The 16,237-nt window shown below is 64.5% G+C and carries 16 protein-coding genes; 9 read left to right on the top strand and 7 right to left on the bottom strand.

Features of this window, described 5'->3' with window-relative positions; all coding sequences use genetic code 11:
* Nucleotides 1–2: 2 nt before the first annotated feature.
* Nucleotides 3–341, top strand: coding sequence for a winged helix-turn-helix transcriptional regulator (locus BJF92_RS20870; protein WP_075636653.1), 339 nt, complete (start codon nt 3–5; stop codon nt 339–341).
* A gap of 110 nt (nt 342–451) precedes the next feature.
* On the opposite strand, the gene BJF92_RS20865 is transcribed toward BJF92_RS20870, so the two are convergent.
* The gene (locus BJF92_RS20865) at nt 452–670 is read right to left on the bottom strand and encodes a hypothetical protein (protein WP_075636652.1); all 219 of its coding nucleotides are present in this window, start codon (nt 668–670) and stop codon (nt 452–454) included.
* Nucleotides 671–944: 274 nt separating this feature from the next.
* Here BJF92_RS20865 and BJF92_RS20860 point away from each other — a divergent pair, with 274 nt between their 5' ends.
* Nucleotides 945–1,265: a DUF6074 family protein gene (locus BJF92_RS20860; protein ID WP_075636721.1), complete on the top strand. Its 321-nt coding sequence runs from the start codon at nt 945–947 to the stop codon at nt 1,263–1,265.
* On the opposite strand, the gene BJF92_RS20855 is transcribed toward BJF92_RS20860, so the two are convergent.
* A complete protein-coding gene (locus tag BJF92_RS20855; protein ID WP_075636651.1) occupies nt 1,225–1,758 on the bottom strand; it encodes a 2'-5' RNA ligase family protein in 534 nt (177 codons plus the stop codon). The genes BJF92_RS20860 and BJF92_RS20855 overlap by 41 nt on opposite strands.
* 265 nt (nt 1,759–2,023) lie before the next feature.
* Entirely contained in the window at nt 2,024–3,631 is a 1,608-nt protein-coding gene (locus BJF92_RS20850) for a putative bifunctional diguanylate cyclase/phosphodiesterase (RefSeq protein ID WP_075636650.1), read from the bottom strand.
* Nucleotides 3,632–3,874: 243 nt separating this feature from the next.
* Here BJF92_RS20850 and pncB point away from each other — a divergent pair, with 243 nt between their 5' ends.
* From pncB to BJF92_RS20830, 4 genes are all read left to right on the top strand, one after another.
* Nucleotides 3,875–5,179: a nicotinate phosphoribosyltransferase gene (pncB, locus tag BJF92_RS20845; protein WP_075636649.1), complete on the top strand. Its 1,305-nt coding sequence runs from the start codon at nt 3,875–3,877 to the stop codon at nt 5,177–5,179.
* A gap of 289 nt (nt 5,180–5,468) precedes the next feature.
* Entirely contained in the window at nt 5,469–6,641 is a 1,173-nt protein-coding gene (locus BJF92_RS20840; protein ID WP_198931574.1) for an ABC transporter substrate-binding protein, read from the top strand.
* Between the two features lie 85 nt (nt 6,642–6,726).
* Nucleotides 6,727–7,560 (top strand): ABC transporter ATP-binding protein, encoded by an 834-nt coding sequence (locus tag BJF92_RS20835; RefSeq protein WP_075636719.1) that lies wholly within the window; start codon nt 6,727–6,729, stop codon nt 7,558–7,560.
* Entirely contained in the window at nt 7,557–8,348 is a 792-nt protein-coding gene (locus BJF92_RS20830; protein WP_198931573.1) for an ABC transporter permease, read from the top strand. Before BJF92_RS20835 ends, BJF92_RS20830 begins: the two co-directional genes overlap by 4 nt.
* 431 nt (nt 8,349–8,779) lie before the next feature.
* Here BJF92_RS20830 and BJF92_RS20825 read toward each other — a convergent pair whose 3' ends face one another.
* A complete protein-coding gene (locus BJF92_RS20825; RefSeq protein ID WP_075636648.1) occupies nt 8,780–9,040 on the bottom strand; it encodes a hypothetical protein in 261 nt (86 codons plus the stop codon).
* A gap of 268 nt (nt 9,041–9,308) precedes the next feature.
* Here BJF92_RS20825 and BJF92_RS20820 point away from each other — a divergent pair, with 268 nt between their 5' ends.
* Entirely contained in the window at nt 9,309–9,968 is a 660-nt protein-coding gene (locus BJF92_RS20820; RefSeq protein ID WP_075636647.1) for a TetR/AcrR family transcriptional regulator, read from the top strand.
* A gap of 137 nt (nt 9,969–10,105) precedes the next feature.
* Here the strand turns inward: BJF92_RS20820 and BJF92_RS20815 are convergent, their stop codons facing one another.
* Nucleotides 10,106–10,522 carry a hypothetical protein gene (locus tag BJF92_RS20815; RefSeq protein WP_075636646.1) on the bottom strand — a complete coding sequence of 139 codons (417 nt, stop codon included), beginning with the start codon at nt 10,520–10,522 and terminating at the stop codon, nt 10,106–10,108.
* A 286-nt stretch (nt 10,523–10,808) separates the two neighbouring features.
* On the opposite strand from BJF92_RS20815, the gene BJF92_RS20810 reads away from it, so the two are divergent.
* A complete protein-coding gene (locus tag BJF92_RS20810; protein ID WP_075636645.1) occupies nt 10,809–11,309 on the top strand; it encodes a DUF2934 domain-containing protein in 501 nt (166 codons plus the stop codon).
* 426 nt (nt 11,310–11,735) lie between these two features.
* Nucleotides 11,736–13,190 carry a glycogen synthase GlgA gene (gene glgA / locus BJF92_RS20805; protein WP_075636644.1) on the top strand — a complete coding sequence of 485 codons (1,455 nt, stop codon included), beginning with the start codon at nt 11,736–11,738 and terminating at the stop codon, nt 13,188–13,190.
* 46 nt (nt 13,191–13,236) lie between these two features.
* Here glgA and BJF92_RS20800 read toward each other — a convergent pair whose 3' ends face one another.
* Complete coding sequence (locus tag BJF92_RS20800) at nt 13,237–13,719, bottom strand: OsmC family protein (protein WP_075636643.1); 483 nt, start codon at nt 13,717–13,719, stop codon at nt 13,237–13,239.
* Nucleotides 13,720–13,822: 103 nt separating this feature from the next.
* Nucleotides 13,823–15,901 (bottom strand): glycogen debranching protein GlgX, encoded by a 2,079-nt coding sequence (gene glgX / locus BJF92_RS20795; protein ID WP_075636717.1) that lies wholly within the window; start codon nt 15,899–15,901, stop codon nt 13,823–13,825.
* Between the last annotated feature and the right edge of the window lie 336 nt (nt 15,902–16,237).

The raw sequence follows: 16,237 nt of genomic DNA, 5'->3' as shown, positions 1-16,237 counted from the left end.
CGATGCCTGCCAAGCCGCGCCATGCGCAGATGGATTGCAGTCCCGGCTGCCCGGTCGAGGCGACGCTGTCGCTCATTGGCGGCAAGTGGAAGGGGCTGGTGCTCTACCATCTGATGGACGGCACGCTGCGGTTCAACGAGCTGCGCCGTCGGCTGCCCAATGTCACACAGCGCATGCTCACCAACCAGCTCAGGGAGCTGGAGGCCGACGGGTTGATCTCGCGCACCATCTTTGCCCAGGTGCCGCCGCGTGTGGACTATGCGCTGACCGAGCGCGGACGGTCGCTGCGCACGGTAATCCTGGCGCTGAAGGAATGGGGCGAGGAGCACGCTGCGGCTTGAATCTTGGGGTCCCGGTGGCTGGAGGTGATCCCAGTGGCTTTGGTGCCAGTGCCTGGGGTGCCAGTGGCGGAGGCCTGATGGCTGGCACGCTCCGCCCAAGGCAGAGCCCATCACATCTCCTCGTCCTGCTGCGGCTCGGACAGAAGATCCACCAGCTCGGCCACGCGTCCCGATGGCAGCGGCCTGCCGTCATTGACGAGCGCCTCGTCGGCATTTACCCAGGCCCAGGCCTGCGCCAGTTCCGGGGCGGAGGCGCCGGTTGCGGCGATCTCTGTCAGGAGGGTTTCGTCCACAGGGCCGAGAACGGCCAGAATCTCCTCGCGGGTCATCGGTGATCTCCTTGTGGCATTTCGAATTCTGCGCCCGGCGAAAGGGTTTCGGGCGCGGTCTGGGTCAGGCCGCCGCATGGGCCTTAAGGCGCTGTCCTGTGCGGCCGATGCGACGCCTGATCCGCGGCAGGTGGTCGGTGTCGACCGCCTGCCGCGGTGAAAACGCACCGGGTCACGCAAAGGTTTCCAAGGCCGCGCGTGCCCCTCCTTCGTCCACGGATACGAAGCGTTAACCAAACTTCTCCTAAATCCTGTGGAAACAATGGAGAATCAGATGATGCAGCAGGTGGGCGAAAACGGTCGGCAGATGGCGTGCACTCCGGTCATGGCCTTTCCGCTGGCGAGCCGCCGGGGCGTCGTGCGCCGTTGCGCCGCCGAGCTCGACAATGTCCATGGCGACGAGGCCGTGGCCTATTGGCGCGGCACCTGCCGCAGCCTGGCCGAGGATCTCGCCCGTCTTGGCTGCGACGAGGAAGACGTGCGCCTGCAGATCCTCGATTTCCAGGCCGAAGTGCAGCTGGAAATGATGCGCCGCTATCGCGAGGCGGCTGCTCTCACCGTGGAAGAAGAGCGCTGGACGCCGGATCGCGCCTGAAGCCATGGGTCGCGGCGGGCTCCCACGGTCCGCCCCGATAGCGCCAGAGATCGAGCCCCTCCGCCGCGAAGGTCAAGGGGACGAAGGCGGCGGCAAGCTCCGCCAGCGTGTCCTGCGCCACCTTGACGCTTACCTTGTTCTGCACGGTGATGTGCGGGCGAAAACCCTGCCGGTCCTGCGGGCCGAGATGGCGGGCAAAGCGGGCCGAAAGCGTTGCGCGCAGCCGCATCAGCGCGGCGCTCTCCAGATCATAGGCGACGCCGAAGCCAAGCCTCCGTGGCGGCCGCACCGTCACCGGAAATTCAAGCGTACGCTCCGCCTCGTCTTGAAGGACGGCGCGGATCTCGTCTTCTTCCTCGCCGGGCAGCTTGTGAAACAGTGTGACATGGGCGGCGATCACATTGCGCTCCGGGGGGAAATATCGGCGGCGCAGAGCATCAAAATGCGCGAGCGCCTGCGGGGCGATGCGCAGCGAGACGATCAGGGGATCCATCGAAAAGACCGTTCAAATTGCCATGACGCAGGAGATAGGTGCGCCGTGGCCTAAGGGGAGGGTGCGCTCGCGCAAGCCGCCTGTGCAGGTCCGGCAAGCGCCCGATACGATTCCCGTGAAACATCTGCAAAGCCCTGCGGGCATTTCGCATCGGCACCAATGACTAGAGCACCGGACCGAAAAGTGGGAACCGGTTTTCGGAAAAATCCGGTGCAAAAACAAAAAACTAGAGCATCGGACTGCGTGCGATTTTCAGTCTGATGCTCTAGGCGGGCTGCGCCATGGCCTGGCGTTCGCGCACATAGGCGGCGGCGGCTTCCGCCGGCATGGCCTTGCCGAAGAGGTAGCCCTGGCCGATATCGCAGCCATGGGCCATCAGATAGGCGAGCTGCTGGTGCTGTTCGATCCCCTCGGCGGTGATGGCGATGTTCAGGCTGCGGCCGAGGCTCAGCATGGCCAGCACGATCTTTTCCTGCCGCTCGTCGTCCTGGGTAGCGATGAAGCTCTTGTCGATCTTGATCTTGTCGAAGCGATAGCGCGCCAGTTGCGACAGGCTGGAATAGCCGGTGCCGAAATCGTCGAGCGCGATCTGGATGCCGGCGGCATGCAGCTCCCTCAAGAGATTGCCTGCCAGCTCGGGATCCTCGATCAGCGCATTTTCGGTGATTTCCACCTCCAGCCGCTGCGGCGCCAGCCCGGCATCGGCCGTGATCTTGAGGATGCGGCCGGCAAGCAGCGGATCCTTCATCTGCACCGGCGAGATGTTGAAGGACAGCATGACCTCCGCCGGCCAGCCCGCCGCATCGGCGCAAGCATGCGACAGCAGGCGCTCGAAAAGTTCGGTGATCAGCCCGGTTTCCTCGGCAATGGCGATGAAGACGGGCGGCGGCACGGGGCGGCCATTGCCATCGGTCCAGCGCGCCAGCGCCTCGAAGCCGCAGAGCGCACCGGTCTTGAGATTGATCAGCGGCTGATAATGCGGAACGATGTCGCCCGCGCGGATGGCATCGCGCAGCCGCGCCTCGTAATGGGCGCGCTCGGCGGCCTTGTTCTGCATCGCCATATTGTAGGCGGCCACGCGGTTGCGGCCGAGCGCCTTGGCTTCATGCATGGCCAGATCGGCGCGGCCGGCAATGTCGGAGAGATCGTCCGTTGCGCTGTTCGCCCTGGCATAGCCGATGCTGGCGCCCACCTCGGCCGGTACGCCATTGATACGGATCGGCCGGCCGACCGCCTGGATCAGGAGTTCGGCCATCAGGTGATCCTGCTCCGCGCTCCGGCCGGTGAAGATCAACAGGAAGTCGTCGCCGGAGGTGCGGAAGACATTGTCGGCCCCGCCCAGCGCCTGCAGCCGCTTGGCCAGCAGCGACAGGACCGCATCGCCGCCCTGGTGGCCGTGAAGATCGTTGACGCGCTTGAAGCCGCTGAGATTGACCGAATAGACGGTGATCTCGTCCTCGGCATCGCTTCGCTGCACGCTGTCGGCGTTGACGTCGGCATCCAGCATCGCACGCGCGCGCTGCTCTGCCGCCGCGGCATGCTGCTGGCGTCGGCGCTCCAGGGCGTAGCGGTTCGGCAGCCGCGTTAGGTGGTCGTGCAGGGCCATCCAGTCGGCGGTCTCCTGCGCCTGGATGCGCACCTGCATTTCCCTGTTGAGATCCATGATCCGCAGGGCAGAGAAGATGAAGCTGCAAAGGCTGGCGATCGCCAGCGCCAGGACCGCCTGCTTCATGCCAAATTCGTCATATTCGCTCATGAGCCCATAAAGAATATTATGAACTTCCAAAGTGACGCCGAATGCGAACATGGAAATGGACAGAATGGCCAAGCCCATGACTTGGCGTCCAGCCCTGCTTTTCAAGAAGTCGGTCATCGGCGTATTCTCCAGGCCCCCTTTATGGCCGGAATATGTTAATGTTTGCCACTCTTTCTGCTTGGTAGAACTTGCGATTGCAGAAAGTCGCATTTGGCGATGTTGGCGTTGCGAGATTGTTGCGCTGCATCGGCTTGACGCCGGCGGCCTGCTCGCCGATGGTCGCCCCCGATAGAATGACAGCCAAGCCTGCGATGCGCTTTTTGCGTGAGAGGCCGAAGAAAGAAGGCGCGCGGAAGCGGCATGACGAAGACCGATATTGCACGGCGTGTCTACGACAATGCCTGGAAGCTCGACCCGGTGGTGCGCAGCCTTCTGGACACGGATTTCTACAAGCTGCTGATGTTGCAGATGATCTGGCGCCTCTATCCCGAAGTGGATGCCACCTTCTCGCTGATCAACCGCACCCGCACTGTCCGTCTGACGGAAGAGATCGACGAGCAGGAGTTGCGCGAACAGCTCGATTATGCGCGCAAGCTGCGTTTTACCAAGAAGGAGATGATCTGGCTCGCTGGCAACACTTTCTATGGCCGCAAGCAGATCTTCTCGCCGGACTTCCTGGCCTGGCTCGCCGATTTTCACTTGCCCGACTATGAGCTGTCGCGCAAGGAAGGTCAGTATGAGCTGACATTTCCGGGGCGCTGGACCCATACCAGCATGTGGGAGATCCCGGCGCTGGCGATCATCAACGAGTTGCGCTCGCGCAGCGCGATGAAGGATATGGGGCCCTTTGCGCTGGATGTGCTCTATGCCCGCGCCAAGGCCAAGATGTGGTCGAAGGTGGAGCGGCTGCGCCAGCATCCGGACCTGCGCATTTCCGATTTCGGCACGCGCCGGCGACACAGCTTTCTCTGGCAGCGCTGGTGCGTGGAAGCGCTGAAGGAGGGAATCGGCGAATCCTTCTCCGGCACCAGCAACGTGCTCCTGGCCATGGACACCGACCTGGAGGCGCTCGGCACCAATGCCCATGAGCTGCCGATGGTGGCGGCCGCGCTGGCGCGCGACGACGAGGAACTGAAGGCCGCGCCTTACAAGGTGCTGCAGGACTGGAACCGTCTCTATGGCGGCAATCTGCTGATCGTCCTGCCGGATGCCTTCGGCACGGCCGCCTTCCTGCGCAACGCGCCGCCCTGGGTCGCCGAATGGACCGGCTTTCGCCCCGACAGCGCGCCGCCAATCGAAGGCGGGGAGAAGATCATCGCCTGGTGGAACAAGATGGGGCGCGATCCGCGCGAGAAGCTGCTGATCTTCTCCGACGGTCTGGATGTCGATACGATCATCGATACCTACCGCCATTTCGAGGGGCGGGTGCGCATGAGTTTCGGCTGGGGAACCAATCTGACCAATGATTTCGTCGGCTGCGCCCCGACCCATATCACCGGTCTCGATCCGATCTCGATCGTCTGCAAGGTGATGACGGCCAACGGACGCCCGGCGGTCAAGCTCTCCGACAATCCGCGCAAGGCCACGGGCGAGCCGGAGGAGATTGCCCGCTATCTGCGCCTCTTCGGCAGCGAGGATTTCGCCGAGCAGGCGCTGAAGGTCTGATATCAACCGTCGAGGAGAGGAGCCGAGAGGGTCCCGTCTTCGACTGTTGTTTACCGATCAGCTTTTGCCCAAGGGAGGCAAAACAATCATCCATGTGCGGCGCTCGCAGCATGGTGTTTCGCGGAAAGCCGCTGCGACAGAGCGCAGGTGCTTGGCTTCCGCGGCGCAATGCCGCACAAGAGGGGAGCCGTGCGCTGCGAGACGGCGGGTGCCGGCGCGCTCCTTGCCTGGCCCCAAGCCAAGGCAGGCGCGGCGGAAGCGGGACGGGAAGCTGGTGCGGAGGTTGGGGATGAAATTCGACGGGATGCGCGCCGTGTCCGAGGCGCGTGCGCAAGGCGGTCGCGAGCAGGCTGTTGGCCTGCAGGGTCATGGCGAGCAGGGTGGCGGGAACGCCAGCCGCCGGGCAGGCCGGGGCCTGCGCGCCGTGGCGATGACGGCGCTGGCCGCCTGGCTCGGCCTTTCCGCGCTGCCGGCCGCTGCGCAGGATGCGGTTAGCCCCGAGCGCTGCGCCAGGAACAAGGCCGCCGGCACGATCACCTTTCTGACCTCCTTCGCCTATGCCGCCTCGGCCGGCATTCTCGACGTGGTGGCCGCGCGGGATCTCGGATATTTCAAGGCCCTGTGTCTGGATGTGGCCCTGGAGCCCGGCTCCACCAACACCCAGCTGGTCAGCGCCGGAACCGCGCAGATGGCCGGCCTCGGCGGCGCCTCGGATGTGCTGGTCGCCGTCGATCACGGGGCCGACCTCGTCGGCGTCGCCACCTATGGCAATGTCGGGGCGATCGAGCTTCTGACCATGGCCGACAGCGACATCAAGACGCTGAAGGATTTCGCCGGCAAGACCGTCGGCTATAAGGGCGCCATCCCGCCGCAATTTCTGGCGATGTTCCTCGATGCCGGGCTGGCCGGCGATGCGGTCAATTGGGTGTCGGTCGGCTATGATCCGATCATCCTGCCCAATGGCAATGTCGATGGGCTTGCCGCCTACAAGTCCAACGAGCCGAAGGCGCTGGCCGCCAAGGGCTACAAGATCCGCGAATGGGACCCGGACGCCTTCGGCGTTCACTCCACCTTCAACACGCTGGTGGCCAACCGTCGCTTCGCCGAGGCGAACCAAACCGCGGTGGAGGACTTCCTGCGCGCCACCTTCAAGGCCTTTGCCTGGATCAACGAGTCGCCCGCCAATCTCGACAAGGCGTTGGCGGCTGCCGCCGCGCTGTCCACCTCGGGCTATGATCTCGAGACCTCCAAGGTGCGCTGGGGCGTGGAGATGGACCTCATCGCCAAAAGCTTGCCCAAGGGCATGGCGGTCGGCCAGCAAAGCATCGCGCAATGGACGCCGGAGGCCGAGACGCTGGCACGCTTCAAGCTGATTGGCACGCCCGACATCGCCCGCGCGCAGGACAACCGCTACATCGATGCCGTCGTCAAGGATGGCGCGGTGGTCTGGCCGGCGCCGTGACGGCGGATCGGCGCGGGCTGGGCGGATGTCTTCCTTGGACGGCCGCGCGCCGTGGCCGGATGATGATGTGAAAGAGCCCGACCGCATGCCCAGCCCCTTGCCCTATCAGGCGCCCGCCGCGGATGCGCGGGACAGCATCGCCGTCAAAGGCCTTGCAAAGGTCTATGGTGCTGGTGCGGACCGGGTCGAGGCGCTGGGCGGCATCGACCTGACCATTCCGCGCGGGGCATTCGTCACGCTGTTCGGTCCCTCCGGCTGCGGCAAGTCCACGCTTCTGCGCATTCTCGCCGGGCTGGAGGAGAAGAGCGCCGGCGCGGTGACCCTCTTCGGTCAGACGCCGGAGACGGCGGCGCGCGCCAAGAACATCGCCTGGGTGCCGCAATCCTCCGCGCTCCTGCCTTGGCTGACCATCCGCGACAATGTGCTCCTGTCGCGCCGGCTCAACCGCCGCGCCGATCGGGATCCGGCCTGCGTCAGCCGGCCCGAGGATGCCGACCAGGTGCTGCGCGAGCTCGGGCTTGCCGAGTTCGCCCATCATCGTCCCGCAGCCCTGTCGGGCGGCATGCGCCAGCGCGCGGCGATTGCCCGCGGCTTCGTCCAGGGCGCGCCGCTGATGCTGATGGACGAGCCCTTCTCGGCGCTGGACGAACTGACGCGCGACGCCCTGCGCCTGCGGCTTCTGGAGGTGTGGGAGCGCCACCGCAAGACCGTGGTCTTCGTCACCCATTCCGCGGCCGAGGCCGTGCTTCTGTCGGATCGCGTGGTGGTGATGACGCCGCGTCCAGGAAGGATCGAGGCCGTGATCGACATCGACCTGCCGCGCCCGCGCGGGCGGGATGCGGCCGACAGCCCGGCCTTCGACGCCCGGGTGCGGGCGGTGAAGGACACGCTGCGCCGTGGCTGGGAGGGCGAGGAATGACCGGGCGCAGCATGCGCGAGGAAGCCGCCCGTGCCGCCCGCAACCGCGCCGCCGCGCCGCGCGCGGCAAGGCTGATCGCGCCGCTTCTGGTCTTCCTGCTGCTGGCCGCCGGCTGGCAATGGGTGGCCTTCAACCTGAAAAGCATCCTGCCATCGCTGCAGAGTGTCGGCCTGGAGCTTCTGGCGCGGCCGGGCTTCTATCTCGGCCATCTCTGGGTGACGCTGTCGGCCGCCCTGAGCGGCTTTGCCATCGGCAGCGCGATCGGCATCCTGCTGGCGATCCTGATCGTGCACTTCTCGGTGCTGCGCGCGGCGATCCTGCCTGTCGCGCTGATGCTGAACGTGACGCCCGTGGTGGCGATCTCGCCGGCGTTGATCGTCGCCTTCGGCTTCAACGCCGTGCCGCACATCATCGTCGCGGCGATCTCGGCCTTTCTGCCGATGCTGATCAACGCGCTGACGGGGCTGAGGGCGATCGATCGCGATGCGCAGGACGTCTTCCGCTCGCTGTCCGCCTCGAAGATGGAGACGCTCTGGCACCTGCGCCTGCCCTCCAGCCTGCCGCATCTCTTCGCCGGCGCCAGGCTGGCGATCGCCGCGGCCATGGTCGGCTCGATCGTGTCCGAATTCATGGGCACCAGCAAAGGCATCGGCGCGACCATCATCATGGCCACGGCCTATCTCAACCTGCCGCAAATGTGGGTGTCGATCTTCGTCTCGGCGGTGACCTCGCTGTTGCTGATCGGCCTTGTCGATCTCGCGGAGCGGGCCCTGATCCGCTGGTCGTGATCGATCCGCTCCCGGCAGGTGAAAGGCTTTGATCATTCCGCCATGATCGGCATGGGCGCGCGAAGCGGGAGGAGGGCGTCTAGCAGGCCATGCGCCGCGGCTCCTCTCGTTCCTCCGCAGCATCATGCTTCGGCTCGCGGACAGGTCCGCGGGAAACGCAAAGGCAGAACCGCAACGCAATGCAATTGCCTGCTAGACAATCTTTAGTCTAGTCTAAAAAAGCGGCGCGACAACAACCTTGGCGTTCAAACTGGTGCAATCTTGTTCAATGGACGGTTTTTCCCGCCTCTTGCGCACGGTGTCGCCCTTGATGGCAGCTTTTACGGCCCGCCGGCGCCGTCCTGAAGGGCGGGCGCCACTTTGGCGGGCCGGAGCGCATCTGTCCTGCGCGCATCGGACCGAAAAGCGGAGGCTGCTTCCGGTCCGATTTTTCAGCAGGCCATGCACACCTCGCCGCGGGCGGCGAGCGGATGCACCATCGACAGAAGCCGGCGCTTGGGCGCGGTCATCAGCCGGTGCGCGACAGCACGGGCGCCGCCATCCTGAGACTGTGCGCTCCTCATGGCGCTGGCTGCGGAATAGAGGAGCGTCTTCATCTCGGAGGTCGTGACGCCATCCGCCCGCATCATCATGCGGATCATCGGATCGGTCAGAACGTCGTTAAGGGTCAAATCGTCATGCGCCTGGTTCATGGCAGTTTCCTCTTCAACCTCAAGGCCAAGCCCTTACTGTCCCGGCCCATGCGGCGCCGGGAGGCTGTCTTGGCTCTGACTGACGGGAAGCCCCGCGATCCCTGAACGCGGCCCGTGGAGCTTCAAAGCGATATTCGGACCTGGTCCCCGCCGCCGGTTGGGCCGGGCAGGGGCCGATACGGGGCGGTCCGACGCCCCAAGCTTGACAAGACCGAAACGGCCTGTTACCGATTGGTAACATGATGCTTGTTACCGACCGGTCACACCTATGTCAAGCACGAATGCGAATAAACCCGTCGAAGGTGGCGCTATTGTGAAGAAGAGCACCGCCAAGGCGGACGCCAAAACAAGCCCGCGTGAGCGGATCGTGTCCACGGCCTGCGCGCTGTTTCGCAGCCATGGCATTCGCGGCATCGGCGTGGACGCCATCGCCCAGGCGGCCGACACGAACAAGATGACGCTCTACCGTCATTTCGGCTCCAAGGACGATCTCGTCTGCGAAACCCTGAAGGTGGCCTCCTCCAAGGCTGCAGCGCTTTGGGACGATCTGTCGACCCGCTTCCCCGGCAATCCCCGGGCGCAGGTGGATGGCTGGGTCAGCGCGCGTGTCGACTGTCTGGCGAGCGAGCCCTATGGCTGCGATCTGGCCAATGCCGCGGTCGAGCTCAAGGAGAGCGACCATCCCGCCCATGCGCTGATCGAGAGCTTCAAGACCGCCCAGCGCCAGCGCCTGGAAGAGCTCTGTCGCGAGGCGGGGCTGAGCGAGCCGGAGCTTCTGGCCGATACCCTGTCCATGCTGCTCGAAGGCGCGCGGGTCAGTCGCATCGCGACCGGTGACCAGGGCCCCGCCGCACGTTTCGAGCGCGCCTGTCGCGCGGCCATCTCCGCCCATGCGGCGCGGGTCGAAGAGGCGGGCGTCGGCCACTAAGCGGTTTTTGCCTGGTTGCGCCGAAGCCGGCGGGCTTGAGCGCCAATCCATGCGAAAAGCGGGGTGGCTGTCGCCACCCCGTCGCAAACATGTAAGTGATGGCTATCTAGTATGAGCCGTCCGCCCAATCGGTCGGCTCAGTAGCCCGCGCGTTGCAGAATGGTGCGCACCTCTTCAAAGCGCCGCTTGTTTTCCGCATTGCGTTCATCGGGAGAATAGCAGGTGCTCGAGACGCAGAAGCGCTGGATGTTGAAGGGCGCCTTGGTGTTCTGAAACTGGCATTCGATCGTGTCGACCATGTTCTTCGGCTCGACACCGTCGCGCGTCGAATAGGTCATGCGCACGCCTGGCGGCTTCAGCTCGGGGAAGGCCTGGACCACGCCGGTATGCAGCGTGGCGGCCAGCAGCAGGTTCTGCGTCACGGCCTTGCAGGCGTCCTCGATGGTTGCTTGGGCGGCCGGCACCAGGCCCGGCGCCTGGGCAAAAGCCGGGGGCGCCAGCACGGCGCCCGCCATCAGAGCCGCAGCCAGTCTCGTGCACATTCTCTTGATCATGAAATTCCCCGTGAACCTGTCTCTTTCGAGACCGTTTTCAAACGCATGACATGCCGATCTGGTTCCTGAAGCTGCAGGGTTTTTGATGCGCATGCCGGTGGCAGTGCCGATGGACGCGCCGCAGCGCCGGTGCATTCCGGTCGCACCGCAGCAAAGCCTGGGCTAGGCTCGACCGAGACTTGGAGTGATTCGCCTCCTGCGTCTGCCCCATTGCAGCCGCCGGAACCAATGGGTCCACGCCGCAGTTGGACGTCCTGCAGCGCGTGGTTTGAAGGGAGTAGCGACGATGAGCATCGATGAGGACAAGATCCGGGCCCGCGCCTATCGTCTCTGGGAAGAAGAAGGCCGCCCTCAGGGTCGCCATGATCACCACTGGCAACAGGCGCTGAGCGAAGTGGCCGGCCAGAGCGGATCGCCCCAGAGTGAAATGACAGATCAGAGTGCAGCGGCAGAGACGAGCGCCGCACCGGAGATCGCTTCCGCCGCCGAAGAGACCCCGGCGCAGCCGGCTGAACGCAAGGCGCGCGCCGTCAAGGCGGCCGCGCCGAAGTCTTCGGAACCGAAGGCGGCAAAAGCGAAGATGGGCACCTCCAAGGCTGCTGCTGCCAAGCCTGCCTCTGCAAAGTCCGCTACGTCCAAGGCAAAGGCCGCGAAGGACATCGTGCCGGCCGCCGTGGGCGTGGATGTCACCGCCGATTTGACTCCCTCGGCGCCCATCGCCGAGACCGTCTCGGCCGAGGCGCCGCAGCCGAAGCGCCGGGGCAAGGTGGCGACCGAGACGGCGTGAGGCGGGGTAGCCGGATCTTTGTGGAGGAGATCCGGCGCGCGTCTGACCTGCGTCTTCACCCGGTGGCGATCAACGCCAAAGGCCGGTGAAGGCCTCCGGTCAGACCGGGACGCAGCCGTTCTGGCCCAAGCGCACAACCGCGGCGCGTTGCCGTGGTGCGGTGGACAGGCCGCAGAAAATGACCGGGCCGGCTTCTTTTCCTGGCCGGCATGGTTACAGTCGGAGCATTGGGATTCGGTCGATGCGGCAACGGGGCCGCTGAAGCGGAAGCCATCATCCTGCCCGAATTCAAGCCTCGAAGCGCTATCGCAGAGCCTCTGCGCTGGAGCTTGAGGCGATGCGGGCGACATCTGAGACACAAAAAAGGGGCTTGCGCTGTTCGGTGCCGGGTGCACGGATCGGCGAAAAGGCCGGGACGAGGTTTGCGTGAAGATACTTTCGGTGGCGTCGGAGATTTTTCCGTTGATCAAGACGGGCGGCCTGGCCGACGTCACGGGTGCGCTGCCAAAAATTCTCGGTCATCTGGGCTGCGAGACGCGGTCGCTGATCCCTGGCTATCCCACCGTGCTGGCCAAGGTGGAACAGGTGCGCCCGGTGCATTTCTTCAGCGATCTCTTTGGCGCGCCCGCCACGCTCTTGGAAGCGCAGCATGACGGGCTGGATCTCCTTATCCTCGACGCGCCCAGTCTATACGACCGCAAGGGCGGTCCCTATGTCGGCGCGGATGGCGTCGACTATCCCGACAACTGGCGCCGCTTCAGCGTGCTGTCCTATGTGGCGTCCGCCGTTGCCGGCGGCCTGTTGCCGGACTGGCGGCCGGATCTGGTCCACACCCATGACTGGCAGACGGCGCTGACCACGGTCTACATGAAATACTCCGGCAATGCGGCCGATGTTCCCTCGGTGCTGACGATCCACAATCTCGCTTTCCAGGGGCAGTTTCCCGCCAAGCTCATCCGCCAGATCGGCCTGCCGCCGGAGGCGATGAACATCAACTGCCTGGAATATTACGGCGATCTCTGCTTCCTGAAGGGCGGCATCCAGACGGCGAGCGCCGTGACCACGGTCAGCCCCACCTATGCCCGCGAGGTGCTGTCCACCGATCTCGGCATGGGCCTCGACGGTGCGCTCCTGTCGCGGCTTCGCGATTTTTCCGGCATCGTCAACGGCATCGACACGGAAATCTGGGACCCGGCGACCGACCCCTATATTCCGGCCAACTACGATTACAAGCAGATCCGCCTGCGCCAGCGCAACCGCGCCGCGCTGATCGACGCCTTCCGCCTGGACAATACGCCCGGGCCGATCTTCGCTGCCGTCACGCGCCTGACCTGGCAGAAGGGCGCGGATATGCTGGCCGAGGTGGCCGACGAGATCTGCAATCTCGGCGGCAAGCTGGTCATTCTCGGCCAGGGCTCCAAGGATGTGGAACGCGCGCTGATCCTGGCAGCCGGCTGGCGCCCGGGGCAGATCGGCGTGCGCATCGGCTATGACGAGGCCACCGCCCATCTGATCCATGCCGGCTGCGATGTCATGGTGCAGCCCTCGCGCTTCGAGCCCTGCGGGCTGACGCAGCTCTACGCATTGCGCTACGGCGCCGTGCCGCTGGTCTCGCGCACTGGCGGCCTGTCGGAGACGATCATCGACGCCAATGATGCGGCCATGTCGGCGCGGGTGGCCACCGGCTTCCAGTTCCATCCCGTCACTGCCGACAATCTGCGCCTCGCCGTCCACCGCGCCTTCCACGCCTATCGTGACCCGAAGAAATGGGCCCGGCTGCAGAACCAGGGCATGAAGGCCAATTTCTCCTGGGAGCGCTCGGCCGAGCAATATGCCGCGCTTTATGAGCGGCTGATCGCGCAGCGCCCGTCGGCTTTGTGAGTTCACACTTTCGGGAGGCTCCGGCGGGAGGCGGCTGCCCGCGCAGTCAGGCGGCCGTCTCGACAAGGATTACGGGCTCGGCATGAACGGGAAAGTTCACCGAGCGCGCGATGAAGCACATGGCATGCGCCTCGTCATGCAGGGCGCGGGCCTTGGCCGCATCGCTTTCGGCCGAGATGGTCACGCGAGGGCGCAGCGTCACCGCTGTGAACTGTCCGGCACCACCGGTCTCCTCCAGCATGATCCCTTCCGCATGATCGGCATAGTCGAGCACGATCACGCCAGCCCCGGCGCAAAGCCCGAGATACCAGAGCTTGTGGCAGGCGTAGAGGGAAGCGACCAGCAAATCCTCCGGATTCCACCGCGCGGGATCGCCGCGAAAGCTCGGATCCGACGAGCCGGCAATCGTCGGCTTACCCTCGGCGCGAATCTCGTGATCACGCCGGTATCCACGATAGGAGGCCGTGCCTGTCCCCTCGTTTCCGGTCCAGACGATATCGACAGTATAGTGGTGCCGTTTCCCGCTCATCCCAATCTCCTGCTCCTGACGCGTCGGACCGGTTCTGACGCGAAAACGGCGCGACGCCAAGGGCGCCGCGCCGTCTACTCAGTTGGGAGTGCCTGTCGGTCTATCAGGCCGGGATGAACAGGCAGAGACTGCGGCCGGTCATCTCATAAGCCTGGCCGCCCTCGACCGCCTCGTCTTCCAGCGTCGGATCGTCGGTGGTCAGCATCAGCCGCCATCCGCCTTCCGGCAGGACGAACGGCACGGGCCCATCATGCGGATTGAAGATCACCAGCATCTTTGACCAGATGCCATCCTGCTCTTCCAGATCCGCACGCGAAACCAGCGCGCCGATCGTGGTGCCGCCGCCATCGGCCCAATGTTCTGGCAGCTGCGGCCCGCCGCCGGCATTCACCCATTCGATCACCATGCCATCGCGCCAATTGTCGCGGTGCAGGAGCGGCTGCGCGTTGCGCAAAGCGATCAGTCGGCGGGTGAAGTCGCGCAGTTCCTCGGCAGAAGGCGGCAGATCCTCCCAATGGACCCAACTGATCTCGCTGTCCTGGCAATAGCCATTGTTGTTGCCCATCTGGCTGCGGCCGAATTCGTCACCGGCCAGCACCATGGGCGTGCCATGGGAGAGCAGCAGCGTGGCGAGGAAGTTGCGCTTCTGGCGTTCGCGCACGGCGATGATGGTCTCGTCCTCGGTCGGACCTTCCGCGCCGTAATTATAGCTGCGGTTGTCGCTATGGCCGTCCTTGTTGTCCTCGCCATTCGCCTCGTTGTGCTTCTCGTTGTAGGAGACGAGGTCGTTCAGGGTGAAGCCATCATGGGCGCAGATGAAATTCACCGACGCCCAGGGGCGGCGGCCGCGCTGGTCATAGAGGTCGCCCGAGCCGAAGAAGCGAGCGGCGAAATCGGGCGCCGTGTTATCCGTGTCTTTCCAATAGTCTCGCACCGTGTCGCGATATTTGTCGTTCCACTCGGCCCAGCCGGGCGGGAAGCCGCCGACCTGGTAGCCGCCGGGGCCGATATCCCAGGGCTCGCCGACCAGCTTGACCTTCGACAGGACCGGATCCTGCGTCACGGCATCGAAGAAGCCGCCGCGCTGGTCGAAGCCTTCCGGTTCGCGGCCAAGAATGGTGCCGAGGTCGAAGCGGAAGCCGTCGACATGCATTTCCTCGACCCAGTAGCGCAGCGAATCGGTGACCATCTGCAGCACGCGGGGGTGCGAGGTGTTCACCGTGTTTCCGGTGCCGGTATCGTTGATATAGTAGCGGTGATTGTCGGGGATCGTGCGATAGTAGGAGAAGTTGTCGATGCCCTTGAAGGACAGCGTCGGGCCCATCTCATTGCCTTCGGCGGTGTGGTTGTAAACCACATCGAGGATCACCTCGATGCCGCCGTCATGCAGCGCGCGCACCATGTCACGGAAGCCGTCGCGGCCGTTCGGACCATAGTAACGGTTGGCCGGCGAGAAGAAGCCGAGCGTGTTATAGCCCCAGAAATTGTGGAGCCCCTTGTCGATCAGCATGCTGTCGTCGGGGAAGAAGTGGATCGGCAGAAGCTCCACCGAGGTGATGCCCATGCTTCTGATGTAATCGACCACCGCCTTGTGGCCCATGCCCTCGAAGGTGCCGCGCAGGTTTTCCGGGATCGCCGGGTTGAGCTTGGTGAAACCCTTGACGTGGGTTTCGTAGAAGATCGTCTTGGACCAGGGAATGATCGGCGAACGATCACCCTTCCAGTCATAGCTGCCGGTATCCACCACCCGGCATTTCGGCATGACGGCGGCGCTGTCGGTCTCGCTGAAGGAGAGATCCTTCTCTTCCGAGTCCATGATGTAGCCGAAATGGTCCTTCGACCAGGCAACATCGCCGACCAGTTCGCGTGCGTAAGGATCGACCAGCAGCTTGTTCGCGTTGAAGCGGTGCCCGTCTTCCGGCCGGAAGGCGCCGTGGACGCGGTAGCCATAGAGCTGGCCGGGCTTCAGCCCGGGCACGAAGCCATGCCAGATCTCGTTGGTATATTCCGGCAGCGTCAGGCGGGCGATCTCGATCTTGCCGCTGTCATCGAACAGGCAGAGCTCGACGCGCTCGGCATGAGCGGAAAACAGCGCGAAGTTGACGCCATCCTTGTCAGGATGGGCGCCCAGCCGGTGCCAGCTGCCGGCCTCGATCGAATAGGTGTTCACTTGAGCGTCCACGCGCTTTGTCCCCCTGGAGATGACATCGATGTCTAAGTGATGCGTCCAGAAATTGTGCGGCGCACCCTTTTGTTCCAAGCGCCAGGACAAAAAGGGGATGATTTTGCGCCCGGGGTCATTTTCAGGGCATGGTCGGTTCGAGATGCCAATCCCATAGGCTCGATGGTCCGATGCAGAGGCCTGTTCGTGAACGATTCGGGAGCGCTGTTCACTTTTCAGAGACAATCCGTGCAGACGGCGTCCGCTTTTCAATCGCCACCGATAGGCCCATCTTCAGCCCATCGACGGGGCGGACACGCCGCTCCGTCATCGCCGAGAGCGGACATGCTTCCTCCG

It is taken from the genome of Xaviernesmea rhizosphaerae (genome assembly GCF_001938945.1).
Taxonomy (GTDB): Bacteria; Pseudomonadota; Alphaproteobacteria; order Rhizobiales; family Rhizobiaceae; genus Xaviernesmea; species Xaviernesmea rhizosphaerae.
The sequence above is the reverse complement of the archived record's forward strand: the minus strand, read 5'-3'. Positions and strand labels throughout refer to the sequence as shown.